We start from the raw sequence: 26,954 nt of genomic DNA on the forward strand, positions 1-26,954 counted from the left end.
GAAGACTTATCCACAGACGCGGGGTAATCTACGCGCAAACAGGGTGGGTCATTTTTAGATGAAAACAGTGGGTCAGTTTTAAGCGATTCTCAACATCAAAGCCTCCTGTGGAAAAATTAAGGAAGATCCGAGATATTCATCAACTTTGGGCTACAACAATTTCCCAGTCCCTTCGCTGACTGAACAGAATAAGCGGGCTATCACTGGCTTAGTGTTTGAAATTCTCGGCGCACGGGAGCGCTACCCTGAGCTGAGTCTTTCTGATCTGTATGACCCTGACTTGATGCCGCCCGATCTAATGGAGGCACATGCACGCCTAGATGAGGTAGTCGAGCGCTGCTTCCGAGCAAAACCGTTCGTTAACGACGAAGAACGCCTTGACCATCTGTTCAAGCTTTATGAAAAAATGACGGGAACCCAGAATGCCTAATATTGTTGATGTCACCTACGAACAGACTGGCCGAAGCACCAGTATTAACAAGTACGGCATGCGGGAGATGCAGGAACGTGCCTTTGAAGCTCGCAATGCCCAATACCTACTACTGAAAGCACCCCCAGCGTCTGGCAAGTCCCGTGCGCTCATGTTCATTGCTTTGGACAAACTAATAAACCAAGGGCTTTCTAAGGCCATCATTGCCGTTCCTGAGAAGTCCATTGGCGGTTCCTTTGACAGTGTGGAGCTCAGCAAGTTTGGCTTCTTCGCGGACTGGATGGTCGAGCCACGGAACAACCTCTGCACGCCTGGTGGCGACAAAAGCAAGGTTCAGGCGTTCATCAATTTTTTAAAGAACGACGCCAAGATTCTCATCTGCACCCATGCCACTTTGCGTTTCGCTTTTGAAGCTCTGGAAGAGTCCGAATTTGACAACGTGCTGCTTGCCATTGACGAGTTCCACCATGTGTCTGCCGACGGGGAAAACCGTCTTGGTGAACTGCTAAGAACCGTCATGGCCAAGTCCGACGTGCACATAGCTGCCATGACCGGCTCGTACTTCCGTGGTGACAGTGTGCCGGTCCTCTTGCCCGAAGACGAAGCGCAGTTCACCAAGGTCAGCTACAACTACTACGAGCAGTTGAACGGCTATACATTTCTTAAGTCGCTTGGTATCGGCTACCACTTCTATCAAGGCAAGTACACCAGTGCCATAGACGAAGTGCTGAACACCGATCAGAAGACCATTCTTCACATACCCAATGTGCAGTCAGGCGAGTCCACCAAGGATAAGTATGACGAGGTGGATCAGATTCTGGACATCATTGGCACGGTTACTCATCGCGACCCTGACACGGGTGTTATCCATGTCGTTCGGCATGGCGACGGCAAGAAGCTGAAGGTCGCCGATCTCGTTCATGACGAACCCAATGCACGTGAGCGCACCGTTGAGTATCTTCGCCACATTAAGACCCCAGAGGACATGGATCTAATCATTGCCCTTGGCATGGCTAAGGAAGGCTTTGATTGGAAATTCTGCGAGCACGCTTTGACAGTTGGCTACCGTGGATCGCTCACTGAAATCATTCAGATCATTGGCCGCTGCACCCGTGACAGTGACAACAAGAACCATGCTCAGTTCACGAACCTCATAGCCCAGCCCGACGCTGAAGACGATTTGGTGAGGCTGTCCGTCAACAACATGTTGAAAGCGATCACCTGTTCGCTACTCATGGAGCAGGTGCTTGCCCCCAACTTCAAGTTCAAAACAAAGCTGAGCGACGACGACAAGAGCACCGACACTGAGATCAAGGTTCGTGGTCTGAAAGAACCTTCGTCCAAGCGAGTCAAAGACATCATTGAGTCCGACTTGAACGACCTCAAGGCTGCAATCTTATCTGACGACAAGATTGTGAAGGCGCTGCCGGGCAACGTTGACCCAGAGGTCATCAACAAGGTGATGATTCCGAAAATCATCAAGATTAAATACCCAGAGCTTTCCGACGAGGAAGTTGAAGAAGTTCGCCAGCATGTGGTCGTGGATTCGGTCATCAAGAATGGCGAAATCAAGCAAGAAGGTGACAAGCGTTTCGTTCGCATGGCCGACAAGTTCATCAATATCGATGATTTGCACATTGACCTGATTGATCGGGTCAACCCGTTCCAGAAGGCGTTCGAGATCCTATCCAAGGCGCTCACAACGAAAGTGTTCAAGATTATTCAAGATACTATTGAGGCCACTCGCGTGCAGATGAGCGATGACGAAGCGGTGTTGCTGTGGCCAAAAATCAAAGACTTTTTTACGGTCCAAGGGAGAGAGCCGAACATCAATTCTCTTGACCCACTTGAACGTCGGATGGCTGACGCCCTGGTCTATCTCAAGGCCCAACGCAGACAGCAAGGGGTATAGATTGTGGAGAAGGACAAGCTCCTGAAAATTGTGGAAGACGATGCCTTTGGCTTACTCAATATCAAGCCGAAGCGAGCCGCAATGTCCGTAGACGAACGGCTGCTCCAATCGTTTCAGCAGATCAATGATTTCTACCGTCAGCAAGGCAAGGAGCCTGAGTCAAACCCGGCCGAAATTCAGGAGTTCCAGCTTTTCAACAGGCTCAAGGGACTTAGAACGAGCAAGGAGAAATGCGAGGCCTTGCAGGAGGTGGATGAGTTCAGATTGCTCACCTATGTGGAGCAACCCAAGCCCATAACGTCGGTGGCAGACATCTTCGCGGACGACTCGTTTGGCCTACTGGGCGACGATGCAGAAAACATTTTTGACCTCAAGCATGTGCCACGCACTGCAATGGAAATGCCCGAGAAAATAGCCCAGCGTAAGCGCTGCAAAGACTTTGAGCAGTTTGAACACCTGTTCAAGACGTGTCATGCGGAACTCAAGGACGGCGTTCGTGAGACACGGCAGTTTACAGGTGAGCAGCAGATCCAGCCTGGACACTTCTTTGTACTCCATGGGGTCATGGTCTACGTGTCCGAGGTGGGCGAGAAGGAAGTGAAGAACGGCAAGGTCAACGCTCGCCTACGCTGCATCTTTGAGAACGGCACTGAGTCCAACATGCTGCTTCGCTCCCTTGCCACTGAGCTATACAAGGACGAGACTGGTCGTCGTATCTTGGGTCACCCCGAGAAGGCGCTAGAGGCGCTGGAACAGATACAGGCAGACGATAAGAAATCGGGCTACCTCTATGTGCTTCAATCACTCAGCCAGGTGCCTGAAATCGCCGCTACGAAGAACCTATACAAGATCGGCTACTCCACCGTTCCCGTTCCAGAGCGGGTGAAGAATGCAGCAGAGGAGCCAACCTACCTGATGGCAAAGGTGAAGGTCATTGCGGTATTTGAGTGCTACAACCTCAACCCACAAAAGTTTGAACTGCTGCTGCACACATTTTTCGGCAAAGCATGCCTGAATGTGGATGTCTATAACAAGCAGGGGAAACGGTTCTCACCAAGGGAATGGTTCATAGCCCCGCTACACATTATTGAAGCAGCGGCAAACATGCTAATCAACGGAGAGATCGTCAGTTATACGTATGACGCCAACAAGCAGACGATAGAAGAGAGGTAAAAGAATGAGACGTTGCGATGATATGAGCAACCGAAAATGACCAACTCCGAATGGGGTCATAACTCATTTTTGTGCAACCCCCCCGGCAGCGTACTGATTCGAACGCGTTGACCTGCCACTTCGAAGGCGGGGATGAGCTTAAAGATCGATTGCTGCTTTGAATTTAGAAAATGTTGGCATGTGTAGGCCCACTATTTTGAGGGAATTAATATCGCAGCATCCCTATAAGTGCGAACTGAATTGCGAAAAAAAGGAATATGTAATTAATTGGCTTCAAGATTTGCCTTAATTAAAAATAACCAAGAGATAAAAATTATGTCGCACTCTACAAAAATCGCCGGGTTGGCACTAATAGTAGTAGCGCTTCTATTGGGAGCACTCTATTTATTAATGTGGCCTCATGAGCAGGTGCCAGAGGCAACTCCTTTTATAATCCTTCCCTGGGAACGTCAAAACGAAGATCCCGCAATGATAGCTCAGCAACAGATTTGGGCAATGCATGATTCACTGGAAAAAAATACGCAGCAACTAAATCAAAAGAGGTTGGAATCAGACATACGGACATTGCAAATGGAGCAGTCTCAGCTTCAAATGCAACTTCAGCTACAACAGATGAAGCCGCCGTAAAATTAAGCAATACGGTATCGCTACGTCAAACCCGGTAACAGTTCTGAGGACTCAAATGCAGACAAGATGAGGTCGCAGCCGACAAGCGATTATGCCCCCACCAGCTTAGATAGTAATAACCCGTCTCGTCAAGTTTGTGAAGTTACAGCGAGATACTTCCTTCCGGAAATGAATGTCTCCCTTGTCTCCCATCTATCTCATTACTATTTTCACTTCCGTATATAAAAATGCCAGTATTTACCGGCACTTTATACTCTGTCTCACATGTCTCATCTGTCTCCCAATAAAAACATCAGCATTGAATAATTTGGTAATTTATTAAATTTTAAAAAAATCAGAAACTGTATTTTTATTTATGGGACATGTGAGACACATGAGACAGTCTTTAAAGATCGTATTTGGCCCCAAGTTTAGAGACTTGTGGCTGTCTCCCAAGTGTCTCCTCTTTTGGCAGTTGTGATACAGCTTCTCCCATGATGTCCGCTGTCAAATGATAAACCCGCATTTTTCCCATCCCCGGAAGTCGAATGTCAATCTGAGGTTTTCCTCTATTATCAACGTTTAATAATTCGTTTTCGATCAGCGTTTTAGTGACAAATCGAGCGTCCATTCCAGCACAAATATCCGATTTGTAGGCTTCAGGGAAAACGAAATACTCAGTTCTTCCATCAGACGTCGCACGACGAAATCCTGCACGTTGAATGGTCTTTCCCATACCGTTATTATCGATATCTTCGTTCCATGCCGTGAATCTACTTTCGCCATTAAGTTCAATGAAACGCCTTACCTTGGCAATAGCTTGTGACGACTCATGGTTTTCAATCCCGCCACGAAGATCAATCCACGCCATAAAGCATTTCTGACATGCAGCAAAAGCCTCACCCTCTGGCCAAGGAAGAATGCCAAGCTCGATGCACAGTTCACCTGCTGCTGCGATTAACGCAAAACGGTTTCCAACCCGGCCAACTTGACCGTTCGCATTGCTCGGGACGTAGGTCTCGACAAACCTCTTCATCAATGCCTTGACCTTCTCGATCAACCTTGGTTGCAGCGCTTGGTCGGCAAGCATTTCTACGAAGGCACGTCCCGCATGACCATGGTGGGAGGCTGCAGAATGCTTCAACGTTTCTGCAAATATCTGCGAAGACCTTGCACCATGAATGTCTTCGAAGACCCCAAAGTTGCAACCGGCGTCCGCCGGAATTTCAACCATCCGGACTTCCTGCCCGGCCATCGCAGTTGACCCAGCCTCCGAAATCAATACGGAGATGCTCTTTTCACCGGATGACAAAACTAGATTTCGGAATTTTTTCACAGACCGTGCTTCGCCGCCACGTCCTGCTCGACTTTTACCCTGGCCGTTTCCGAGCATATAGGCCGCTTCACCAGCGGCTTTGCCATCTGCTTGTCCCAGCTCATCCAAGGGTAGCAGAACATCGTTGTGCATGGCAGCCACACCTTCGAGGCCATTTACTGTCACGTTCCATGTTCTGATCAACCCTGAGCCACCCCAGACGCTTGAGCCAAGAAACAGGCAAACCGATTTTCCGATGCTGCTGTTTCCGCGCAAGTGAAAGCCACCATTGTCCTCACCGAGCAGTGCAAGTAGCGGAGGAGCCAACCCAATACAGATTGATGCAATGGCACGGGAATTCCCAATGCACGGATACGCTACATTCTGCTGCCATGATTCAAGTGACCCCTTCTGGGAAAATCGTTTGAGTTCGTCAGTGTCGTTAGTTTGAAACACTACTGGTTCGGAAGATCGACCATATACAGCGTCAGGCAAAACGAAGCTGCCATTCGACCAGCCTGGTTGGCGCACAGAAAGGGCACGTGCCGCCGGCAGTGCTGCGACCAAGTAGCCCGCCAGACCATCACGTGCCTCCTTGCTGGGTTCAATTGAAACGCCCATCTTCAGCAATGATGATCGATACGAATCTCCCGAGCTGGCGAGTAGCTCTCTCGGAAGTGCCCAGGACTTCATCACATTGTCAGGATCGCAAAAACGCAACTGCATACCCCAATTACCACTGTCTTGGTCCCGCGTCAGCGCAACGACATCGATTCGGGATGAAATTTTCAGTTGGCTCTTCGCTTCCCCTTTTTTATTTACCGACATAAACACACCCTCGTCGTTGATGCTGAAGCCGGAAACAGAGTACGACTCAGGAATTTGATTGGATATCGTTTCCGCGGCACCCAATTGGTTGCGAAACATCCAACCATACAACCCCGCAGGTGCTTTTGTAACTTCTCCATTCGGCCTTTTGCAGCCGCCGGTAGGACAATTCTGGAAGCCTAACTCACGTATGCGTTGGCATGTCATTGGCGGTGATCCGATACGATAACGTTCTATTCTGCTAGTGGTTTCATTTTCGTCATATTCACCATGATGTCGACTGGACTCATGAATCCATTGCTCGCTCTTTTCAAATCTACAGGCGTTCGAAATCATAGCCATCCACAACGGCTCTGAAAGGTGCTGTTGATTTTCCTTTGCCGACGCAAACTGCATGAATGCGCAGCGCTGTTCCACTACTTTAAGACCCTGTTCAAAATGCAGCTGTGAAGCTGCTGTTTCAATGCCATCGACTTCCGCCGTCGAGTTTCTGACACTTCGCGGAAAAAATGTGATTGGCGAAGTTGTCATTGGCGTTGCCAACGCTGGTAGATCCGCAATACTGATTGGCGATCCTTCCTGAAACTGTGCGAAGTGATGCTCCGCTTCAGGTGCGTGCGCAGGTTTGTAATACAGCCGTGATGGATCCTTGGTTGCTGGATCGTTGCAGCCACCGACAAGCTGATTCAGTCGAGTCCATATATCAGGCCATTCGGCTGCAGCCACAGGTTTTGCAAACGGAATGACCACCCGATATTTGGGAACTTCAGCGGTGTGGCTGTACGAGCTGTGCACCAAACATGCAAAGCCTTTCAACCTTGGCAGCAACACATCTAGGGAGGTGCCATTATCGACGTCGATCACGGCCATGGAGATCTGATCGACATTCCCGTTCTTTCGAGTTGTGCCATTCAGGTAACTGGCCGGGGACCACGCCGGACCTTGCTTCGTGGTTTGGACAGCATGCTTACTGAACTCCTTACAAAAGGAGTCCCACGTATGACTTTTCGCTTTGGGAGCGTTGTCTTGATGGCCCGAAAATTCGCTGATTACAAAATGCAGCTCCTCTGCCGCTACTGTTGCCTGGATTGCATTGCTCAAGACGTTCGTGCCGATGATGTTCGTGATTACACTTTTTTGGGCGTCAGTCTTGCCTATTTTTTCTGAATTAAAATACATATACATACTTTCGTTGTTATTTTTTTGGGCCGGTTGAAAACGCAATTTTCTTCCGGCTTCTTTTTTTGTTTCGTTGCTCGCCCCACCGGCAGGACAACAAGCAGGGCCGAATATTAATCAAACTTCTGCTCAAAACGCGGCCTCAGCGAATCAATCGTAAAACCACTTGCCTCGGATACCTTTGTTGCCATATCCAAATTTGGTATGACACCGTTTCTCATCCACTTACTGATCGCACTCGTGGAAACCCACAATTTATTTGCAGCTATTTTTGTTCCACCCATATTGAAGATGGCTTTTTTTATTTCTTCCTTGTTGTTCATTGGTATCTACTTTTCGTGTAAACGGTGATGCTATTTCCATCACTCTGTACTTATCTTAGTTCGTCATTTTGCTCTTCACTGATTTGGTGAAATTATTTTTCATGAAAAGAATATGAACATCCTGATGCACAAAAATTTGGCGTCAGTGTTCCTGGATCTATCCCGTTTCGTTTCGCGTTGGTTCTTCACGCATTTGCGAAGGCCGTATCAGCTTTCTGACGGCGGTATTGCTGCCTTGTTCGCCGTCGTGACTTGGGAGTGCCAAGCTTCATTTTTATTTTGGCGGCGTAACTATTTCATACCTAGACGATAGTTCCTCGCTGTGTTTCGGAAGCTATCTCGTTGAGCGTATCGTTAACGAACGGTAGATTCAATCGATTCTGGACGCTGAATATAACAAAGTATTCCGGGATATAAACTGTCGATTCGGGGCTCTCGGATTTCTGACAATTGATTGAAGCTGCGCGCAGGAATTCCAACTCAATTTAGCCGATCAATGCTGAAAATATCTCCCCAATCTCCCCAGCACCGTAACATCGATGTCGATCTGGGAAGATAGGGGGGATGATTCGCGGTAAGCGCCACAATTGTTCAGACGAATCAACGAACGCATGCAGCAATTGGCCGTCACGAGCCGGGCAGAGGGGGAAGAGTCTGGACCACGACCTGGGCCGGTCGAAAGTATTCCTGCGCATCGGCTTTCGGTGTTACCTGCCACCAAGTCGTCCCAGACTTACGCTGACTAAACCCCAACGCCGATAGCTCACGGCCGAGGGTTACGGTATTCCCAGCATAGAAACCGCGACTTTGACACCACTTTCGATATGCCGAAAAGAGATCATGAGAAGGAATTCCCGATTGGCCCGGTGCGGCCACCAAGCATTCCTCAGTAAAAATCCTAACCGGAGAGATATCGTCTCGGTAGAGTTTTACCGCTTGTTCCGATGACTCCGGAATCGAAAAGCGACCCTGTGTCCGCAGTTCGTACAATCCCTCCAGTGCCCAGGCGATAATTCCCGGAATTTCCAGCAGGAGCGTTGTCAACAAATTTGGATCACGCTCAGCTTCAGTAAACTGCCGGTTGAACTTCAAGATGATCAAGCGGCGAAAAAAACCGTCGCTGGTGTCCTTGCAATCCGGCATGTTGTTCGTCGCAACCATCATCCGAACGTACGGCCGAATCGTCCTTGACGGTTTATGCTTCAACGCAACTTCGATGGCATCCCCGGAAATCAAAGCCTTCAAGTCACCGTCAGCGACGATGCTTTTCCTTGGCAGATCTGCCGAGACATTCAACAGGGTTCCTTCCATGGTGGCACGCACATAGGACTGACGCAGTCGATCCAGCATGGCACTCGCAGTGTTGTCCTCCCCGACGATTTGCCTGATCAAGTCCATCAGCACCGACTTGCCGTTAGCACCTTGTCCATGAAAAATCAACATCTTCTGCATGCTGCTATCGGCGACGAGGAGATAGCCGATCCACTGGCGTATCAGTTGAATTTTCTCGGCACAGTCGATGTCTCCGCCCCAAATATCGTTCAGGTAGGCAATGAATCCGGGGCATTCTTCGTCGGCAGGATACGGATGCGGAATTTGGTTCAGCAACTTGTGCACCGGACTATGCGGCTCCAATGCCTTGGTTGCAACATTCAGCGTCCCGTTTTGGAAGCAAATGAAATTCGGATTTGGTCGAAAAACTACCTCCGATCGTTCACTCTGAATGCGCATCATCTTGACAATATCGTCAACGTGCCTCGGCCTAAAGTCGAGACCGAGATGAGGCACTGCGCTCGTTCCCAAGGTGAGGTCGCTGACTTCTGAGAAGGTCCCTTCCCGGTAGATGTACAGGGCGTCACCAACCCGAACGATATTGTTGCCAAACTCACTCGCAACAACCGACTTTGCAATCACTGGCAGTCCAACCTCATTCATGTTGCAAGCCCACGTCAACAAATCTGCGGGAGCATCGGCATTTTCTCCCGTTGGCATTGGGCAGCCACCTTCTGGACAAGTCGTTGCTCCATCGGCACGAATTTGCTTGCACGTGTACTTTGGCTGATTGGGCAATCCCGCGGCTACGATGTCGGTGTCAAATTGGGTTTGAACAAAGCCTGGTGCATTGCTGCACGCTGCATGTGCAAGCTCGATACCGCCCTCAAAGGAAGCCAATTCACGATTGAGACCGGAGACAAGGGCTTCTGACATCGTGTGCGATACCCCAATGTGGCAATAATTGCGCATGGTCGGACATTTGCTCTGAATCAGCTGTAACGCGCCTTTCGGATAAATGTGGACCGGCTGCGAAGACGCAAAAACTGAACCACTGTCAACTTCATCACTGTCGGTGTCTTGCTCGGTGATTAAAGTGTCGTCAATGCGCATGGTTCCCGCCTACTGTGTTGGATGCAACAAATGCATCTAAATCCGTTTGTTTGTAAAGGGCTTTGCGCCCGAGTTTGGTAACCGGAATCTGGACTCTTTTGTTGTAGGCCCATTGGGCCAGGGTCTGGGCAGCGACACCCAAATATCTTGCGGCATCTTTGCGGCACAGAAGCGGACTCTGCGTAAAAAGTGTTGTTGATACTTGCGTCATAAAGGGCTCTCGTTTAGCACCGGACGTCCCGGTGATACGGAGTCTCAACCTATCTTCCTCTCAAGCCCGGACCGAAATAGGGGCCAAAATTTGGTCCGGAACTTGACGGATGCAGCGGGTAAAGTAGTCGAATGTGCTATCGATCTGAGTTTTCAAGTAGTTCACAAACCTCCTCCCGGAAAATCCGCGCAGCTTGTTTGTCCAAGTTGCGACGAGCATTTTGATCCTCCTTTGTGCTGCCGCCATCGGGCCGAATGAGGACCACCTTGTCGTTCGCCCGAATTTTTTTGCCACTGATTTTTTCGAACAGTGTGAGGTCTTTGTAGCCCACGACACCGGAGGCGGACCAAGCTTTAATTTTTTCTGTGTAAGTGCCTCCGTCGAGAGGAACTGCGCTTTTACGATATTTGCGAAGCCACATAGCGAAGTCGGCCTTGATCACTGCGTCTGTCACGTTCATGTTTATCATTAGGTGAGCGAAGTTGCGGAAAAGGTGGTCCGCATTGTCTGAGGTCGCTGCAAACCCCGGATCCACGATCAGCGGTCGTGGGTCAAGCTCATCGAACGCTGCACTTAGCCACGTCAACCGCTTTCCCGTCAATAACTGAACCGTGGGCGTATCGGAGACATGAGAAGCGCTGTTTGAGGTTCGTTCGAACCCCAATGGATGCAGCGGATTCGCTTTGATTGATTCGAAGTGGAGCACGCAAAAGGTACGCAAAGCTTCCCTATCCTCGGGGGCAAGCGAAGAAGGGGATTTAAGGTGCGCATTGACGGTGTTCTCCAGCCAGACACGATCACGTATCAGCTGTCCCCATTGAGCTAGAGTGGCGTTTTCAAGGCCTGAATATTTTTCAATGTCGAACCATTGCAGGTCATCTTCAGTGGCGTATTTTTCGGGGTGGAGGGTCATTCCTAGCCTAGGTCTGAGGGGGTGGCTACACACCGTCACTTTTCACAATTTCCGGTGTACTTAAATTTCTACAGTAGTCATTTCCTTGCCGACTATGACAGAATGCACTTGCGAGACGGCAGAAGCACTTTTTTCTCTGGTGGTCCAGGGACGAAGCGCCTCGCCGATCTGTTTGGGGCTCGCACCTGCCATAATTTTCCAAGACGTAAAAATCAAGCCGTTCCGTGCATCGAAAGTTCGATATTTCGTTGTCAGTGGTCGGCGTTTATCGAGGGTCAATTGGGGGGGGGCACTTGCTTACGAATCAAGCTTTTTGATTCCGCGGTATTCAGGCTCGCCCTTTCGATTTGCGTCTGGGGAACCCGCTCACTGGACCAGATCGAAATAGATGGAGATAGATGGCTGGCGTAACCCCTGTGTAACCCCACGAAAAAATTAGGACAAAAAAAAGAGCTGCGATTTCTCGCAACTCTTTGATTTTACTACAGTATTCTGGCTCCCCGACCTGGACTCGAACCAGGGACCTGCGGATTAACAGTCCGTCGCTCTACCAACTGAGCTATCAGGGAAAAGAAGCCGCATTATAGGCGGCTGGTTGCTTGCTGTCAAAGAAACTTGCGTTCTTCGGCAGCGCTACGACAGGAGAAAAGTTGCCTGTCGCAACGAGCCCGGAGTCTACAATACTTTTGCGATCGCCTCAACGACAATGTCGATGTTCCGCGAATTTAATGCTGCGACGCAGATGCGTCCGGTGTCTACCGCGTAGATCGAAAATTCGTCGCGCAGGCGTTCGACCTGTGCCTTGGTCAAGCCGGAATAGGAAAACATGCCGCGTTGCTTGTTGACGAAATCAAAGTCGTGCGCCGGGGCTTTTTCTTTCAGTTTTGCCACCAGCAACTGGCGCAGTTCACGAATGCGCAGCCGCATGCCGGACAATTCTTCTTCCCACAGTGCGCGCAGTTCCGGTGTTGCGAGGATTGTCGCAACGATCTGGCCGCCGTGCATTGGCGGGTTCGAATAGTTGGTGCGAATCACGCGCTTCAATTGCGACAGGACGCGCGCGGCTTCCTCGGCATTGATGGCGACAATGCTCAGCGCGCCGACGCGTTCGCCATACAGCGAGTACGACTTCGAAAACGAGTTCGAGACGAACAACGGGCCACCGGCTGCGGCGAACTGGCGCACGATCTTGCCGTCGGCCTCGATGCCGTCGCCAAAGCCCTGGTAGGCCATGTCGAGGAAGGGCACCAGCCCGCGGCTGGTGACGACCTTGATCACGTCGAGCCATTGTGCGTCGCTCAGGTCGGCGCCGGTTGGATTGTGGCAGCACGCATGCAGCACGACGACCGAGCCGGCCGGCATGGTGTTGAGCGCTTCCAGCATGCCGCTGAAATTCACGCCACGGGTGCTGGCATCGTAGTACGGGTAATTGTTGACGGTGAAGCCGGCCGATTCGAACAGCGCGCGGTGGTTTTCCCAGCTTGGGTCGCTGATCCAGACTTGCGCGTCCGGCGAGAAGCGTTGCAGGAAATCGGCGCCGAGCTTCAGTGCGCCGGTGCCGCCAATGGCTTGAGCGGTGATCGCGCGTTTTTCGGCGATGACCGGGCTGTCGGCGCCAAAGACCAATTCCTGTACCGCCTTGTCGTAGGCAGCCAGACCGTCAATCGGCAAATACGTGTGCGGCGCGGCCTTTTCAGCGAGGATCGCTTCGGCCTGTCGCACGCAACTGAGCAACGGGACCTTGCCATTGTCATCGCAGTACACGCCGACACCGAGATTGATCTTGGCAGGATTCTTGTCCGCATTAAACGCTTCTGTAATGCCCAGAATCGGGTCGCGGGGAGCCATCTCAATGGCGGTGAACAGCGAGGCAGAAAGGGGAGCGGTCATCGTGATAACATTTATGGTTCGCTGCAAAAGCGTGCTTGCAGCCGGGTTGAGAACAGCGTCGCAGCACATTGCCGACGCCGGTTTGCAGCCTGCAATTTTACCAAAGGTCGACCCATCATGGCTGAATTGTCCGAAGTTTCCAATGCGATCGACGAAACGAAAGTGGTTACGTTTCCGGATTCGCCGTTTCGTCTGTTCCAACCGTTCCTGCCGGCAGGCGACCAGCCAGCCGCGATTGCCAAGCTGATCGAGGGCGTCGAGGATGGCCTGTCGTTCCAGACACTGCTGGGCGTGACTGGTTCCGGCAAGACCTACACCATGGCCAATGTGATCGCCCAAATGGGCCGTCCGGCGATTGTGTTTGCGCCGAACAAGACGCTGGCGGCGCAGTTGTACAGCGAGTTCCGTGAATTCTTCCCCTACAACGCGGTCGAGTATTTCGTCAGCTACTACGACTACTACCAGCCGGAAGCCTACGTGCCGCAGCGCGATCTGTTCATCGAGAAGGATTCGTCGATCAACGAGCACATCGAGCAGATGCGCCTGTCCTGCACCAAATCCCTGATGGAGCGGCGCGACGTGGTGATCGTCGCGACGGTCTCGGCCATCTACGGTATCGGTAATCCGAACGAATACCATCAAATGATCTTGACCCTGCGCGCCAAGGACAAGGTCAGCCAGCGCGATGTGATTGCACGCCTGATCCAGATGCAATACGCCCGCAACGAAATTGACTTTGGACGGGGCACGTTCCGGGTGCGCGGCGACACCATCGATATCTTCCCGGCCGAGCATGCCGAGCTGGCGGTGCGGCTGGAAATGTTCGATGACGAGATCGAAAGCCTGCAGCTGTTTGATCCGCTGACCGGCCGGGTGCGGCAGAAGATCCCGCGCTTTACGGTCTATCCTGGTTCGCATTACGTGACGCCGCGTGCCACCGTGCTGCGCGCGATCGAGACGATCAAGGACGAGTTGCGCGAGCGGCTGGAGTTCTTCCGCAACGACAACAAGCTGATCGAGGAGCAGCGGTTGGAGCAGCGCACCCGCTTCGATCTGGAAATGATGCAGGAAATCGGCTTCACCAAGGGCATTGAAAATTATTCGCGTCACCTCAGCGGCGCCAAAGCCGGCGAGCCGCCGCCGACGCTGGTCGATTACCTGCCGCGTGACGCGTTGATGTTCCTCGACGAGTCGCATGTGCTGCTCGGACAGTTGAATGGCATGTACAACGGCGACCGTGCGCGCAAGACCAATCTGGTCGACTACGGATTTCGCTTGCCGTCGGCGCTGGATAACCGGCCGCTGCGTTTCGACGAGTTCGAGGGGAAAATGCGCCAGACCATTTTTGTCTCCGCCACGCCGGCCGATTATGAGGTCAAGCATGCGGGGCAAGTGGTCGAGCAGGTGGTGCGGCCAACCGGTCTGGTCGATCCCGCCATCGAGGTGCGGCCAGCCAGCTCACAGGTCGACGACCTGATGTCCGAGATCACCGAGCGCGTGACAAAAAACGAGCGCGTACTGGTGACCACGCTGACCAAGCGCATGGCCGAACAGTTGACCGAATTTCTCAGCGATCATGGCATCAAGGTGCGCTACCTGCACAGCGATATCGATACGGTGGAGCGGGTCGAAATCCTGCGTGATCTGCGGCTCGGGACATTCGATGTGCTGGTCGGGATTAACCTGTTGCGCGAAGGACTGGACTTGCCCGAAGTGTCGCTGGTGGCGATTCTGGATGCGGACAAGGAAGGCTTCCTGCGTTCTGAGCGCAGCCTGATTCAAACCATTGGGCGGGCGGCACGAAACCTGAACGGCAAGGCAATCCTGTACGGCGACAAGGTGACTGATTCGATGCGCCGGGCGATCGATGAAACCGAGCGCCGCCGCAACAAGCAGATCGCCTTCAACCTGGCCAACGGCATCACGCCGGTGGGTATCAACAAGAAGATCAAGGACCTGATCGACGGCGTCTACAGTCCGCAGGAAGCGCGCGAGGACTTGCAGGCCGCGCAGGAAACCGCCAAGTACGAATCGATGAGCGAAAAGCAGGTCAGCAAGGAAATCAAGCGTCTTGAAAAGCTGATGCTCGACCACGCCAAGAATCTGGAGTTCGAAAAGGCGGCGCAAGTGCGCGACCAGTTGCGCATCCTGAAAGAACAATTGTTTGGCGCCAGCGGCTCCGACAATATCCTGTCGATTTCGGGAAAATGAGGTGACCTCACCGATTCCCGCAGCAATTCTGGCAACGCTTGAACAGGCGCATCCGTCCTGGCATCCGGCGCTGCTGGCAGGATTGACTGCGGTGGCCGAGGCGAACCCCGGCTATCTGCCCGAGCTGGCCGGCGACAGCTATCTGCCGACCGACGGGCGCTTGCTGGCTGCGTTTGCCCAACCGTTGAACGCGGTGCGGTATGTGCTGGTCGGCGAGGGCCCGTATCCGCGTGCGGCAAGCGCAACCGGCGTGTGTTTCATGGATGGTGCAGTGACGAGCCTGTGGTCCGACACGGGTTTGTCCAAGTCGGTGAATCGGGCCACCTCGTTGCGCAACTTCATGAAAATGTTGCTGGTCGCCGAAGGGGCGCTGCACATTGACCAGACCACTGGCACGGCGATGGCGGCAATCGGCCTGCAGGCGCAGTGTCCCGACTCCGGCCGAATTCAGACAATGCCGCAGTTGCAATCGAATTTGACGGCGCACGGCTTCCTGCTGCTCAATGCCACGCCGGTATTTCGTCCCGACGTGCCGCCGGTCAAGGAGGCGCGCTTCTGGTTGCCATTCCTGAAGAAAATTCTCGATAGCCTGGCCGAACGCAGCGTTCCGGCGCCTAGTCTGGTGCTGTGGGGGAAGATCGCTGCGCAGGTCAATGCGTTGCCGGGAGCCGAGCGCTTTCCGCAGCAAGCCGCAGAACACCCCTACAACCTGACGTTTATTGGCAATCTGTCGATGCACCGGTTGTTCGGGCCCATGCATCTGTTAGCGGCACCCGGCGTGACCATGGCGGTCGCGAGCAGCGATTCCCGTAAGCCGTTACAATCGATACCTGACGAAATCAGTCAACTTTGTAATACCTGATAAAATTACTCAACTATTTTGATTCTGCCCAACCGGACCTGTTTAAGGATTGAACCACCATGCGACTGACAACAAAGGGGCGCTTTGCGGTAACCGCGATGATCGATCTGGCGATGCGCCAGCATGGCGGGCCGGTGACGTTGGCCGGCATCAGTCGCCGGCAGGAGATTTCGCTCTCCTACCTGGAGCAGTTGTTCGGCAAGCTGCGTCGTCATGAAATCGTGGAATCGGTGCGTGGTCCCGGTGGTGGTTACAACCTGGCGCGCCGGGCCGAGGACGTGACCGTCGCCGACATCATCATTGCCGTCGATGAGCCGCTGGATTCGACCCAGTGTGGCGGCAAGGAAAATTGTCACGGTGCCAGCACCGAACACGCAACGCGCTGCATGACGCACGACCTGTGGTCAACGTTAAATTCGAAGATGGTGGAATACCTCGATTCGGTCTCGCTAAAAGATCTGGTCGACCAGCAAAAACAAAAACATAGTGAACAAAGCGTCGTGGTGCTGCACCGTTCCCACGCCGCATCCTGATTGGAGCTCCTGCAAATGAATGCCCCCCTTGAAAAAAGTTTGATTGATACGCTGAAAGCGCCGCACTTTCCGGTTTATATGGATTATTCGGCGACCACGCCGATCGATCCGCGCGTGGCCGACAAGATGATTCCCTACCTGCGCGAGCAGTTTGGCAATCCGGCGTCGCGCAGCCACATGTACGGCTGGACTGCGGAGAAAGCAGTCGAAGAGGCGCGCGAGGAAGTCGCCCGGCTGGTCAATTGCGATTCGCGCGAAATCATCTGGACCTCTGGCGCGACCGAAGGCAACAACCTGGCATTGAAGGGCGCTGCGCAGTTCTACAAGACCAGGGGCAAGCACATCATTACGGTCAAGACCGAGCACAAGGCTGTGCTGGACACCGTGCGCGAACTCGAACGCCAGGGTTTCGAGGCAACCTATTTGCAACCGCAGGACAATGGGTTGATCACCATCGAGCAACTTGCTGCAGCGATTCGTCCGGACACGATTCTGGTGTCGGTGATGCTGGTCAATAACGAGATCGGGGTCATCCAGCCAATCGATGAGATCGGCGAACTGTGCCGCTCGAAAGGCATCGTGTTCCATTGCGATGCAGCCCAGGCCACCGGCAAGGTAAAGATCGATCTGGAAAAGACCAAGGTCGACCTGATGACCTTTACCGCGCACAAGACTTATGGACCGAAAGGCATCGGCGCGCTGTATGTGCGACGCAAACCGCGCATCCGCATCGAGCCGCAAATGCACGGCGGCGGTCATGAACGCGGTATGCGTTCGGGCACGCTGCCAACGCACCAGATCGTCGGCATGGGCGAAGCCTTCAGGCTTGCCCGCGAAGAGATGGATAGCGAAATTGCCCGCATCACCGCGCTGCGCGACCGGCTGGCAAAGGGCCTGTCGGAAATGGAAGAGGTCTACATCAACGGTGACATGGCACATCGCGTGCCACATAACCTGAATGTCAGCTTCAACTACGTCGAAGGCGAATCGCTGATCATGGCCATCAAGGACATTGCCGTGTCGTCGGGCTCGGCCTGTACCTCGGCCAGCCTGGAGCCTTCGTATGTGCTGCGTGCGCTCGGTCGCAGCGACGAGCTGGCACACAGCTCGATCCGCTTTACGTTTGGCCGTTTCACGACCGAAGAAGATATCGATTTCACGATTGACCTGATCAAGGAAAAGGTCGCCAAGCTGCGCGAGTTGTCGCCGCTGTGGGACATGTACAAGGATGGCATCGACATCAGTACCATCCAGTGGGCCGCGCACTAATCGCGGCAGCAAACCTCATTCAAAGGAGCACCAAATGGCTTACTCGGAAAAACTGCTGGACCACTATGAAAATCCACGCAACGTCGGAAAATTCGACAAGGATGACGAGACTGTCGGCACCGGCATGGTCGGTGCGCCGGCCTGCGGCGACGTCATGAAGCTGCAGATCAAGGTCGGCGCCGATGGCATCATCACCGATGCCAAATTCAAGACCTACGGCTGCGGTTCCGCGATTGCGTCGTCGTCGTTGGTGACCGAATGGGTCAAGGGCAAGACGCTGGATCAGGCAATGTCGATCAAGAACACCCAGATTGCCGAGGAACTGGCCTTGCCACCAGTGAAGATTCACTGCTCGATCCTGGCGGAGGATGCCATCAAGGCGGCCGTGCTCGATTACAAAACCAGGCACGCAACCGACGTACCAGCCTGACAGGAACAGACCAACACCATGGCCATTACACTGACTGAAAAAGCGGCGAAGCATATCAACCGCTATATGGAGCGACGCGGCAAGGGCATTGGCCTGCGCTTCGGCGTGCGCACGACCGGCTGTTCCGGTCTGGCGTACAAACTCGAATATGTCGACGAGAGCGGCACCGAAGACAGCGTGTTCGAATCGCATGGCGTGAAGGTGTTTGTCGACCCGAAGAGCTTGCCGTACATTGACGGCACCGAACTGGACTTCGCGCGGGAAGGCCTCAATGAAGGCTTCAAGTTCCACAATCCCAACGTCAAGGACGAGTGCGGCTGCGGCGAAAGCTTCCGTATATAGAGAGCGGGCACGTTGCTGTGCCCGCGCGTGATTTGCCCAGGCCTGTTGCAGCATGAACAGGCTTTTGTTTTGAACAAGCATGCAAAACCACTTCGAGTTATTTCATCTGCCGGCGCAGTTTGGCATCGATGTTGCGGCGCTGGATCAGGCGTATCGCGATGTCCAGAATCAGGTCCATCCGGACAAATTCGTCAACGGCTCCGACGCCGAAAAACGCGTCGCCATGCAATGGGCCACACGCGCCAACGAGGCCTATCAAACGTTGCGCAATCCGCTCAAGCGGGCAGCGTATCTGTGCGAAATGCACGGTGTCGATTTGCAGACCGAGTCGAACACCGCGATGCCGATGGATTTCCTGATGCAGCAGATCGAATGGCGCGAGGCGCTGGACGACGCGAAGGCGGCGCGCGATCTGGATGAATTGACGCGACTGGAGGGCGATCTCAAATCCGCCGCGAGCGCGCTGGTAGGGCGCATCGGTGTGCTGCTCGATGCCGGTGACTTCATCGCAGCAGCCCAATCGGTGCGCGAGTTGATGTTTCTGGACAGGTTTGCCGAAGAAATCGGCCAGCAGTTCGAAATGCTCGAAGGGTAATTGGAAAGCTGGGGTCGCCTCACTCTGACCCCATTTTTCATCTGCCAAGAATTTGCGTTACTCCCATTTAGATTGTCGAGACTCACATGGCGTTACTACAAATTTCAGAACCGGGCATGTCCACTGCGCCGCATCAGCATCGGCTGGCGGTCGGGATTGATCTTGGCACCACCAATTCGCTGGTCGCCACCGTCCGCAACAGCGTGCCGGAAGTGCTGAGCGATGACGAAGGGCGCGCCTTGCTGCCGTCGATCGTGCGCTACCTGCCGAATGGCAACGCCCAGATCGGTCATGTCGCGCTGGCGGCGCAGACTACCGATCCGCGCAATACGATTTCGTCGGTCAAGCGCTTCATGGGACGCGGCCTGAAAGACATCGCCTACGCCGAGAATTTGCCGTATGACTTTCTCGACACGCCGGGCATGGTTCAATTGAAAACCGTGGCTGGCGTGAAAAGCCCGGTCGAGGTCTCTGCCGAAATCCTCGCCACATTGCGCCAGCGTGCGGAAGATGCGCTGGGCGATGACCTGGTCGGCGCGGTGATCACGGTGCCGGCCTATTTCGACGACGCGCAACGCCAGGCCACCAAGGACGCGGCCAAGCTGGCCGGGTTGAATGTGCTGCGTCTGCTCAATGAGCCGACTGCGGCGGCGATTGCCTACGGTCTCGACAACGCATCCGAAGGCACCTTCGCAGTCTACGATCTTGGGGGCGGCACCTTTGATATTTCCATCCTCAAGCTCAGCAAGGGCGTCTTTGAGGTGTTGTCGACGGGCGGCGATTCGGCGCTGGGCGGGGATGATTTCGATCATCGGCTGTGTTGCTGGATCATCGAGCAGGCCAGGCTGGCGCCGCTGTCGGATGAAGACACCAGTGTGCTGATGGTCAAGGCACGGGAAGCCAAGGAGCTGCTCTCGACCAAGAGCGAAACCCATCTCGATGCGGTGCTTGGTTCCGGCGAGGAGGTCCGTCTCAGCCTGACCGCAGCGCAATTCGTCGAGATGACCAAACATCTGGTCGCCAAGACCATCACGCCGAGCCGCAAGGCGTTGCGTGACGCCGGGCTGACGGTGGATGACATCGATGGCGTGGTGCTGGTCGGTGGCGCGACACGGATGCCGCATGTGCGCAAAAGTGTCGCCGAATTTTTTCAATCGACGCCACTGGCGAACATTGATCCGGACAAGGTGGTGGCGCTGGGTGCTGCGATCCAGGCCAATCTGCTGGCTGGCAATCGTGCCGCCGGCGACGACTGGTTGCTGCTCGACGTGATTCCGCTGTCGCTCGGCATCGAGACGATGGGTGGCCTGGTCGAGAAAGTCATTCCGCGCAATTCAACCATTCCCTGCGCGCGCGCGCAGGAGTTCACAACCTTCAAGGATGGCCAGACTGCGCTCGCCGTCCATATTGTGCAGGGCGAACGCGAACTGGTCAGCGACTGCCGCTCGCTGGCGCGCTTCGAATTGCGCGGCATTCCGCCGATGGCTGCTGGCGCCGCGCGCATTCGGGTCACGTATCAGGTCGATGCCGATGGCTTGCTGTCGGTATCGGCGCGTGAGCTGCATTCCGGCGTCGAGGCATCGATTGCGGTGAAACCGTCATACGGTCTGGCCGACGATCAAATCGCCCAGATGTTGCAGGACTCGTTCAAGTCCGCCGACATCGACATGAAATTGCGCGCCCTGCGCGAAGAGCAGGTCGAGGCAGAACGGATTGTTCTGGCCACCGAATCCGCGTTAGGCGCCGACGCGCATCTGTTGTCGGATGAGGAGCGCACCAGCGTGACCGAACTGATCGTCAAGGTGCGCGACTGCGCTGCCGGCGACGATGCCGATGCCATCAAGGCTGCAATTGAACAGCTCGCAGCGGGTACCGACGAATTCGCCGCGCGCCGGATGGACCGCAGCGTGCGGCAAGCGTTGTCGGGCAAGACGCTCGACCAGATTTCCTGATTCCCTTTTTCGAGGACACTTCCGTGGCACAAATCGTAATTCTTCCGCATCCGTCCCTTTGCCCTGACGGCGCTGTCCTGCAGGCGCCGAAAGGCCGGTCGATCTGCGACGTACTGCTCGACAATGACATCGACATCGAACACGCCTGTGAGAAATCCTGTGCCTGCACGACCTGTCATGTGGTCATTCGCGAAGGATTTGCCTCGCTTGGCGAGCCGGCCGAGAAAGAAGAGGACCTGCTCGATATGGCGTGGGGCCTCGAGGCGACCTCGCGCCTGTCCTGCCAGGCGCTGGTCGGCGATGAAGATCTGGTAGTTGAAATTCCGAAATATACGATCAATCAGGTCAGCGAAAATCACTGACCTGTCGAACCGGGGAGCTACGCCATGAAATGGACTGACACGATCCGCATTGCCGAAGACCTGTGCGAAAAATTTCCCGCGGTCGATCCGCTGACGGTGCGTTTCACCGATCTGCATAAATGGGTATGCGAGCTCGATGGCTTTGACGACGACCCGGCACGTTCAGGTGAAAAGATTCTGGAGGCAATCCAGATGGCCTGGATTGACGAGGCAAGATAATCTGATTGTCTGGTTCTGAATACAAAAAAGCGTGCACCGAAAAATCGATGCACGCTTTTTTTATTCGGCTGCCTGCGGTGCAGGCAAGCACCGCAGAGGCTTAGCCGCGCGAAGTCAGTGCGCCATTGACGACCCGGACGCGATCGCCGGCATGCCAGCCGTCAGGACCGTCTTGCGAGAAGGTGCGCATGTCGCCATTGTCCATCCGTACCCGAACCTGGTAGGTGGTGGTGGTGCGATTGCGCTTTTCGACTTCATTACCGGCGTAGCCGCCGCCAACTGCGCCGGCAACCGTTGCCAGCGTGCGGCCATTGCCGCCGCCGACCTGGTTACCCAGCAAACCGCCGAGGACAGCGCCGACGCCGACACCGACACCGCTTGGCTTGGCCGCGCTCTGGATGGCTTGCACCGACTCAACGCGACCGCAGTTCGAACACGCTGCTGCAGCCTGTTGTTCGTCGCGCTGTGCGTAATCGTTATTCGGACGATTGTGCTGCACCACATGTTTGACCGGTGCCGGCTGGTTTTGTGCAAGGGGCGCCGGTTGTGAGTTTGGTGCATCGGGCGTCATGTAGGTCGGTTGGGCGGGAATATTGCCTGCCTGATTTGCCGTCGAGCTTGGCAGGATTCCGGTGATGGCGGCAACGCCAACCAGACTGACGACGATCACGGCAACTGCGGCAACAGCCATCAAGGGATGAATGCGGCCGGACATTTTATTAAGTTTCATGATTTCTCCTGTAGGGTAAAACGGCAAGGCTGTCCTCGGTGAACCGAGTATGAACATGACCGTCAATCCACGGTTACAAGTTATTGTGTCAATCGTAATCGAATGTAAAGGTGCTCAGTCTTCGCGGCGTAGATGCGGAAACAGAATCACGTCGCGGATATTCGGTGAGTCCGTTATCAGCATCACCAGCCTGTCAATGCCGATGCCGCATCCGCCGGCCGGTGGCATCCCGTACTCGAGTGCGCGGATGTAATCTGCATCGTAGAACATGGCCTCTTCATCGCCAGCGTCTTTTGCCGCCACCTGCGCATGGAAGCGCGCTGCCTGATCTTCCGGGTCATTCAACTCCGAAAAACCGTTGGCCAATTCCCGGCCGCAAATGAACAGCTCGAACCGCTCGGTAATGCCAGGTACCGTATCGGAAGCGCGTGCCAGCGGTGACACTTCCGCGGGATAATCGACGATATACGTCGGTTCCCACAGAAGCGCCTCGGCAGTCTCTTCGAACAGCGCCAGCTGCAGCGCCCCGAGACCAGCTGTTGCGAATGGTTTTACACCGAATTTCCTGAGTTCAACTTTAAGGAATTCAGTATCGTTCAACTGTTCGGTAGCGTACCCAGGCGCGTATTTGTTGATGGCCTCCAGCACCGTCAGGCGCTGGAACGGCTTGGACAGATCGAGTTCGCGTCCCTGATAGGTCAGGGTGGCGGTGCCATGCGCATCGACCGCGGCCTGCCGGATCACTGCTTCAGTAAAGTCCATCAGCCATCGGTAATCGACATACGCCGCATAGAACTCCATCATCGTGAATTCCGGATTGTGGCGCGGTGATACGCCTTCGTTGCGGAAATTCCGGTTGACTTCGAAGACGCGCTCGAAGCCGCCGACCACCAATCGCTTCAGGTACAGCTCCGGTGCAATGCGCAGGAACATCTGCATGTCGAGCGCGTTGTGATGCGTGATGAACGGCTTGGCCGCCGCGCCGCCAGGAATCGAATGCAGCATCGGCGTTTCGACTTCCATGAAGTCATGCTGATTCATGAAATTGCGGATCGACGACATTGTCGCGGTGCGCGCCTTGAAGGTGCGGCGCGTGTCTTCGCTCATGATCAGGTCGACATAGCGCTGGCGGTATTTCATTTCCTGATCGGCCAGTCCGTGAAACTTGTCCGGCAGCGGCCGCAACGACTTGGTAATCAGGCGCAGCGCACTGACCTTGATCGACAGTTCGCCGGTCTTGGTCTTGAACAGCACGCCTTCGGCCCCGAGAATATCGCCGAGGTCGTAGTGCTTGAAGGCGTCATGCGCTTCCACGCCGATCAGGTCGCCGGCGATGTAGAGCTGGATGCGGCCATCGGCCTTGTCGCCGGAGGCATCCTGGATGGTGGCGAACGAGGCTTTGCCCATCACGCGCTTCAACATCATGCGACCGGCCACGATGACCTTGACGGCTTGCTGTTCCAGTTCCGCGGTGTCGAGTGCGCCGTATTGCAGATGCAGTGCGGCGGCCTTGTGCTGCGGCCGGAAATCGTTCGGGAAAGCGACGCCATTGGCGCGCATTGCTGTCAACTTGCCGCGTCGTTCGGCAATGATCGTGTTTTCGTCGAGAGGAACGCCTGCGGCTTCGGTGTGCGATGTCATGTGGGAGCAATCAAAAAGAGTGGGAGGCGCAGGGCGCCTCGCCGAAATTAAACACCTTGCTTGAGCGAGGCCGCAATGAATTCATCGAGATCGCCGTCGAGCACCGCCTTGGTATTGCCGGTCTCGAAACTGGTGCGCAGATCCTTGATGCGCGACTGGTCCAGCACGTAGGAACGGATCTGGTGGCCCCAGCCGATATCGGTCTTGGAGTCTTCCAGCTTCTGCTGGTCGCTCATGCGCTTGCGCATCTCGTGCTCATACAGGCGCGACTTGAGCATGGCCCAGGCTTCGGCGCGATTGCGGTGCTGGCTGCGATCGTTCTGGCACTGCACCACGATCCCGGTCGGCGCGTGGGTCAGGCGCACGGCAGAGTCAGTCTTGTTAATGTGCTGCCCACCGGCGCCGGAGGCACGATAGGTATCGACCCGCACATCGGCCGGATTGATATCGATCTCCAGCGAGTCATCGACTTCCGGATACACGAACAGGCTGGAGAAGGACGTATGACGACCGTTGGCGGAATCGAATGGCGATTTGCGCACCAGCCGATGGACGCCGGTTTCCGTACGCAAGAAGCCGTAGGCGTAGTCGCCCTCGACCTTTAGCGTGACGGTCTTGATGCCGGCGATTTCACCGTCGGACTGTTCCAGGATCTCGGTCTTGAAACCCTTGCGTTCGCAGTAGCGCAGATACTGGCGCATCAGCATCGAGGCCCAGTCCTGTGCTTCGGTCCCGCCGGCGCCGGCCTGGATGTCGATGAAGCAGTTGTTGGGGTCCATCGGATTGTTGAACATGCGGCGGAATTCCATGCCCTCGACCAGCTTTTCGAGGCCGTGGGCATCGGCTTCGACCGCCAGCAAGGTGTCTTCATCCTGCTCTTCGCGCGCCATGGCGAACAAATCGCTGGCGTCGCGCAAATCGGCATCGATCTTGATCAGCGTGAGCACGATCGATTCGAGCGATTTCTTTTCCTTGCCGAGATCCTGAGCGCGCTTCTGGTCGTCCCAGACTTTCGGATCTTCGAGTTCGGCGTTGACCTGGTCTAGTTTCTCTGACTTGTTATCGAAGTCAAAGATACCTCCGAAGTTCGTTGGCGCGGCTGGTCAGGTCTGCGAGCAGGCCGGCCAGGGAATTTAATTGTTCTGCTTCCATCATGGTGTTTTCTTGTTGAGCGATTGAGCCCAAGATTATACGCCAGCGACAGGGCCTTCCGGGTTGCCGCTGCCGGCTCGGGCACTCATTCTGCCAGGGCCTGGGCGGTCAGCCGCCGCAACTGGTCGCTTAGCAGCTGGATCGACAGCTTGAGCCCGTACAACTGGTTGAAATGATGCTGCGGCAATTCGATCCGATGGACTTCGCCGTCGATTGCCTCGAGCGCATCGCGCCACGCGGCAAGCTCGCTGGCGACGGGATTCGGTACGGCGCGCATCGCATCCTCGAGCGTTTTCACTTCGCCATACCAATGCGCCAGTCGCGAGCGCATCTGGAAGCCGATCAGCCGCGGCACCGCCTGCATCAAGGCAAACAGCGTTGCCAGCAAGGGCACCAGCAACACGAAGTGCTGTTCCAGTAAATTGGCCAGCCAGAACGGCAGATAATTTTGCAGAAACGGCCGTCCGGATTTGAAATACCGATTGGCTTCGTCGGACATCGGGAAGTCATCGATGCGCCGATTCGGGAAGTCACTGCGTGTGGCAAAGAAGCCCGGCACGCCATGCACCTCGAAGGCGGTGTCGAGCAAGGCGTAAATCAGGGACGGGTGCAATGTGTTCTTGGCAACCAGCAGGGCGGTGCTCGACAGCAGCGTGACATCCTGTGGCGGCAGGTCCTGTTGCAGGTTGATCGCGCCACGCGGGAAGATGACCTTGGACAGCGATGGAAAGCGCCGGACAAGGGCGTCGGCCTGACTGAAATTCATCAGCTTCAGGTCGCTGTTGAGCAGGCCGGCAATGGCGGGTACTTCTGGCGTACCGATAAAAAATGCCGCATCCAGCCGGCCGTCACGCAGTGCGTCGGCCGCCTGCGTCGAGGTCAGCTCGGAGATCGTCGAATTGGCCGCACCGATTCCATGCGCCAGCAGCACATCCAGCGCCACCTTGCGCAAGCCGCTGCCGGGCTGGCCCACGCCGATGCGCTTGCCAGAGAGCTGGGCAATCCGGTCGATGGTCTGTGGATCGCGGTAAAACAGCCAGATCGGTTCATACGACACCGATGCGAGTGCCAGCAGATTCGGCGCGTCCCGGGCGCTGCCCACGCCGGATTGCAGCAGCGCGACATCGATGTCGCTGGCCGGGTCCTTGAGACGTTGGTAGTTGTCAACCGCGCCCGCGGACTTGCGCAATTCCAGCGTGATGCCCTGCTGCGCGAGCGCTTCGACATATTGCACGGCGAAGGCTTGATAGATGCCGGTGCTGCTGCCGACGCTCATGACGATCTTGCGCTGTGCCGCCGGCTGGAACCAGGTCCAGCCCAGCCACAGAATCAGGCCAAGGGTGACGCCAATGGCCAGCAGTGGCCAGAGCCGTGCGCGCTGGCGGGATATCGGGTTGGCGCTGGGCTGGTCAGGTTCATGCATCGTCATTGGCCGGGGTCACGTATCGGGAATCCGGAGTGTAACTTGCCGCGCGGAATCGCACCCGGAGG

The 26,954-nt window shown here is 54.9% G+C and carries 24 protein-coding genes and 1 tRNA gene; 14 read left to right on the plus strand and 11 right to left on the minus strand.

What is annotated here, in order from left to right:
• Positions 1-94 precede the first annotated feature (94 nt).
• The 4 genes from RCH09_RS13595 (at position 95) to RCH09_RS13610 (ending at position 4,142) form a co-directional block, all read left to right on the plus strand.
• Complete coding sequence (locus RCH09_RS13595) at positions 95-430, plus strand: type IIL restriction-modification enzyme MmeI (protein ID WP_326941741.1); 336 nt, start codon at positions 95-97, stop codon at positions 428-430.
• On the plus strand, positions 423-2,342 hold the full coding sequence (locus RCH09_RS13600) for a DEAD/DEAH box helicase (protein WP_326941652.1): 1,920 nt from the start codon (positions 423-425) through the stop codon (positions 2,340-2,342). The genes RCH09_RS13595 and RCH09_RS13600 overlap by 8 nt, the downstream gene beginning before the upstream one ends.
• Positions 2,343-2,345: 3 nt before the next feature.
• Positions 2,346-3,515 (plus strand): GIY-YIG nuclease family protein, encoded by a 1,170-nt coding sequence (locus RCH09_RS13605; RefSeq protein WP_326941653.1) that lies wholly within the window; start codon positions 2,346-2,348, stop codon positions 3,513-3,515.
• A 267-nt stretch (positions 3,516-3,782) separates the two neighbouring features.
• The gene (locus RCH09_RS13610) at positions 3,783-4,142 is read left to right on the plus strand and encodes a hypothetical protein (RefSeq protein ID WP_326941654.1); all 360 of its coding nucleotides are present in this window, start codon (positions 3,783-3,785) and stop codon (positions 4,140-4,142) included.
• Between the two features lie 385 nt (positions 4,143-4,527).
• On the opposite strand, the gene RCH09_RS13615 is transcribed toward RCH09_RS13610, so the two are convergent.
• The 7 genes from RCH09_RS13615 to RCH09_RS13645 form a co-directional block, all read right to left on the minus strand.
• Positions 4,528-7,488, minus strand: a complete 2,961-nt coding sequence (locus RCH09_RS13615) for a DUF927 domain-containing protein (RefSeq protein WP_326941655.1) — start codon at positions 7,486-7,488, stop codon at positions 4,528-4,530.
• Positions 7,489-7,556: 68 nt separating this feature from the next.
• Positions 7,557-7,766 (minus strand): helix-turn-helix transcriptional regulator, encoded by a 210-nt coding sequence (locus RCH09_RS13620; RefSeq protein ID WP_326941656.1) that lies wholly within the window; start codon positions 7,764-7,766, stop codon positions 7,557-7,559.
• Between the two features lie 627 nt (positions 7,767-8,393).
• Positions 8,394-10,151: a DNA primase family protein gene (locus RCH09_RS13625; RefSeq protein ID WP_326941657.1), complete on the minus strand. Its 1,758-nt coding sequence runs from the start codon at positions 10,149-10,151 to the stop codon at positions 8,394-8,396.
• The gene (locus RCH09_RS13630; RefSeq protein WP_326941658.1) at positions 10,141-10,362 is read right to left on the minus strand and encodes a helix-turn-helix domain-containing protein; all 222 of its coding nucleotides are present in this window, start codon (positions 10,360-10,362) and stop codon (positions 10,141-10,143) included. Before RCH09_RS13630 ends, RCH09_RS13625 begins: the two co-directional genes overlap by 11 nt.
• 136 nt (positions 10,363-10,498) lie before the next feature.
• On the minus strand, positions 10,499-11,275 hold the full coding sequence (locus RCH09_RS13635; RefSeq protein WP_326941659.1) for a DUF6387 family protein: 777 nt from the start codon (positions 11,273-11,275) through the stop codon (positions 10,499-10,501).
• A 493-nt stretch (positions 11,276-11,768) separates the two neighbouring features.
• Positions 11,769-11,844, minus strand: a tRNA-Asn gene (locus tag RCH09_RS13640).
• Positions 11,845-11,950: 106 nt separating this feature from the next.
• Complete coding sequence (locus RCH09_RS13645) at positions 11,951-13,165, minus strand: amino acid aminotransferase (RefSeq protein WP_326941660.1); 1,215 nt, start codon at positions 13,163-13,165, stop codon at positions 11,951-11,953.
• Positions 13,166-13,282: 117 nt separating this feature from the next.
• Between RCH09_RS13645 and uvrB the strand changes: the two genes are divergently transcribed.
• From uvrB to iscX, 10 genes are all read left to right on the plus strand, one after another.
• A complete protein-coding gene (gene uvrB, locus RCH09_RS13650; protein WP_326941661.1) occupies positions 13,283-15,376 on the plus strand; it encodes an excinuclease ABC subunit UvrB in 2,094 nt (697 codons plus the stop codon).
• 1 nt (position 15,377) lies between these two features.
• Positions 15,378-16,238, plus strand: a complete 861-nt coding sequence (locus RCH09_RS13655; protein ID WP_326941662.1) for a uracil-DNA glycosylase — start codon at positions 15,378-15,380, stop codon at positions 16,236-16,238.
• 59 nt (positions 16,239-16,297) lie between these two features.
• A complete protein-coding gene (iscR, locus tag RCH09_RS13660; protein ID WP_326941663.1) occupies positions 16,298-16,771 on the plus strand; it encodes a Fe-S cluster assembly transcriptional regulator IscR in 474 nt (157 codons plus the stop codon).
• 15 nt (positions 16,772-16,786) lie between these two features.
• The gene (locus RCH09_RS13665; protein ID WP_326941664.1) at positions 16,787-18,040 is read left to right on the plus strand and encodes an IscS subfamily cysteine desulfurase; all 1,254 of its coding nucleotides are present in this window, start codon (positions 16,787-16,789) and stop codon (positions 18,038-18,040) included.
• A 34-nt stretch (positions 18,041-18,074) separates the two neighbouring features.
• Positions 18,075-18,470, plus strand: coding sequence for a Fe-S cluster assembly scaffold IscU (iscU, locus tag RCH09_RS13670; RefSeq protein WP_326941665.1), 396 nt, complete (start codon positions 18,075-18,077; stop codon positions 18,468-18,470).
• Positions 18,471-18,488: 18 nt separating this feature from the next.
• Positions 18,489-18,812: an iron-sulfur cluster assembly protein IscA gene (gene iscA, locus RCH09_RS13675; protein WP_326941666.1), complete on the plus strand. Its 324-nt coding sequence runs from the start codon at positions 18,489-18,491 to the stop codon at positions 18,810-18,812.
• Between the two features lie 79 nt (positions 18,813-18,891).
• Positions 18,892-19,407, plus strand: coding sequence for a Fe-S protein assembly co-chaperone HscB (gene hscB, locus RCH09_RS13680; RefSeq protein ID WP_326941668.1), 516 nt, complete (start codon positions 18,892-18,894; stop codon positions 19,405-19,407).
• 86 nt (positions 19,408-19,493) lie between these two features.
• On the plus strand, positions 19,494-21,359 hold the full coding sequence (gene hscA / locus RCH09_RS13685) for a Fe-S protein assembly chaperone HscA (protein ID WP_326941670.1): 1,866 nt from the start codon (positions 19,494-19,496) through the stop codon (positions 21,357-21,359).
• Positions 21,360-21,382: 23 nt separating this feature from the next.
• On the plus strand, positions 21,383-21,721 hold the full coding sequence (gene fdx, locus RCH09_RS13690) for an ISC system 2Fe-2S type ferredoxin (RefSeq protein ID WP_326941671.1): 339 nt from the start codon (positions 21,383-21,385) through the stop codon (positions 21,719-21,721).
• 24 nt (positions 21,722-21,745) lie between these two features.
• Positions 21,746-21,940 (plus strand): Fe-S cluster assembly protein IscX, encoded by a 195-nt coding sequence (gene iscX / locus RCH09_RS13695; protein ID WP_326941672.1) that lies wholly within the window; start codon positions 21,746-21,748, stop codon positions 21,938-21,940.
• Positions 21,941-22,040: 100 nt separating this feature from the next.
• Here iscX and RCH09_RS13700 read toward each other — a convergent pair whose 3' ends face one another.
• The 4 genes from RCH09_RS13700 to RCH09_RS13715 form a co-directional block, all read right to left on the minus strand.
• Positions 22,041-22,670: a glycine zipper 2TM domain-containing protein gene (locus RCH09_RS13700; RefSeq protein WP_326941673.1), complete on the minus strand. Its 630-nt coding sequence runs from the start codon at positions 22,668-22,670 to the stop codon at positions 22,041-22,043.
• Positions 22,671-22,784: 114 nt separating this feature from the next.
• Positions 22,785-24,311, minus strand: coding sequence for a lysine--tRNA ligase (gene lysS / locus RCH09_RS13705; RefSeq protein WP_326941674.1), 1,527 nt, complete (start codon positions 24,309-24,311; stop codon positions 22,785-22,787).
• A gap of 47 nt (positions 24,312-24,358) precedes the next feature.
• Positions 24,359-25,463, minus strand: a protein-coding gene (prfB, locus tag RCH09_RS13710) for a peptide chain release factor 2 (protein WP_326941742.1) whose coding sequence is annotated in 2 segments (ribosomal slippage) — positions 24,359-25,381 and positions 25,383-25,463 — 1,104 coding nt in all. Because the reading frame shifts where the segments join, the coding sequence is not laid out codon by codon here.
• An 85-nt stretch (positions 25,464-25,548) separates the two neighbouring features.
• Positions 25,549-26,886, minus strand: a complete 1,338-nt coding sequence (locus RCH09_RS13715) for a TAXI family TRAP transporter solute-binding subunit (protein ID WP_326941675.1) — start codon at positions 26,884-26,886, stop codon at positions 25,549-25,551.
• Between the last annotated feature and the right edge of the window lie 68 nt (positions 26,887-26,954).

Origin of the sequence: Actimicrobium sp. GrIS 1.19 (genome assembly GCF_035984655.1) — a bacterium.
GTDB lineage: Bacteria > Pseudomonadota > Gammaproteobacteria > Burkholderiales > Burkholderiaceae_D > Actimicrobium.

Coding starts and splice junctions, on each gene's coding strand:
- RCH09_RS13600 (WP_326941652.1), top strand. CDS start 423: ATGCCTAATATTGTTGATGTCACCTACGAACAGACTGGCCGAAGCACC.
- RCH09_RS13620 (WP_326941656.1), bottom strand. CDS start 7,766: ATGAACAACAAGGAAGAAATAAAAAAAGCCATCTTCAATATGGGTGGA.
- RCH09_RS13625 (WP_326941657.1), bottom strand. CDS start 10,151: ATGCGCATTGACGACACTTTAATCACCGAGCAAGACACCGACAGTGAT.
- RCH09_RS13630 (WP_326941658.1), bottom strand. CDS start 10,362: ATGACGCAAGTATCAACAACACTTTTTACGCAGAGTCCGCTTCTGTGC.
- RCH09_RS13635 (WP_326941659.1), bottom strand. CDS start 11,275: ATGACCCTCCACCCCGAAAAATACGCCACTGAAGATGACCTGCAATGG.
- RCH09_RS13645 (WP_326941660.1), bottom strand. CDS start 13,165: ATGACCGCTCCCCTTTCTGCCTCGCTGTTCACCGCCATTGAGATGGCT.
- uvrB (WP_326941661.1), top strand. CDS start 13,283: ATGGCTGAATTGTCCGAAGTTTCCAATGCGATCGACGAAACGAAAGTG.
- iscR (WP_326941663.1), top strand. CDS start 16,298: ATGCGACTGACAACAAAGGGGCGCTTTGCGGTAACCGCGATGATCGAT.
- RCH09_RS13665 (WP_326941664.1), top strand. CDS start 16,787: ATGAATGCCCCCCTTGAAAAAAGTTTGATTGATACGCTGAAAGCGCCG.
- iscU (WP_326941665.1), top strand. CDS start 18,075: ATGGCTTACTCGGAAAAACTGCTGGACCACTATGAAAATCCACGCAAC.
- iscA (WP_326941666.1), top strand. CDS start 18,489: ATGGCCATTACACTGACTGAAAAAGCGGCGAAGCATATCAACCGCTAT.
- hscB (WP_326941668.1), top strand. CDS start 18,892: ATGCAAAACCACTTCGAGTTATTTCATCTGCCGGCGCAGTTTGGCATC.
- hscA (WP_326941670.1), top strand. CDS start 19,494: ATGGCGTTACTACAAATTTCAGAACCGGGCATGTCCACTGCGCCGCAT.
- iscX (WP_326941672.1), top strand. CDS start 21,746: ATGAAATGGACTGACACGATCCGCATTGCCGAAGACCTGTGCGAAAAA.
- RCH09_RS13700 (WP_326941673.1), bottom strand. CDS start 22,670: ATGAAACTTAATAAAATGTCCGGCCGCATTCATCCCTTGATGGCTGTT.
- lysS (WP_326941674.1), bottom strand. CDS start 24,311: ATGACATCGCACACCGAAGCCGCAGGCGTTCCTCTCGACGAAAACACG.
- RCH09_RS13715 (WP_326941675.1), bottom strand. CDS start 26,886: ATGCATGAACCTGACCAGCCCAGCGCCAACCCGATATCCCGCCAGCGC.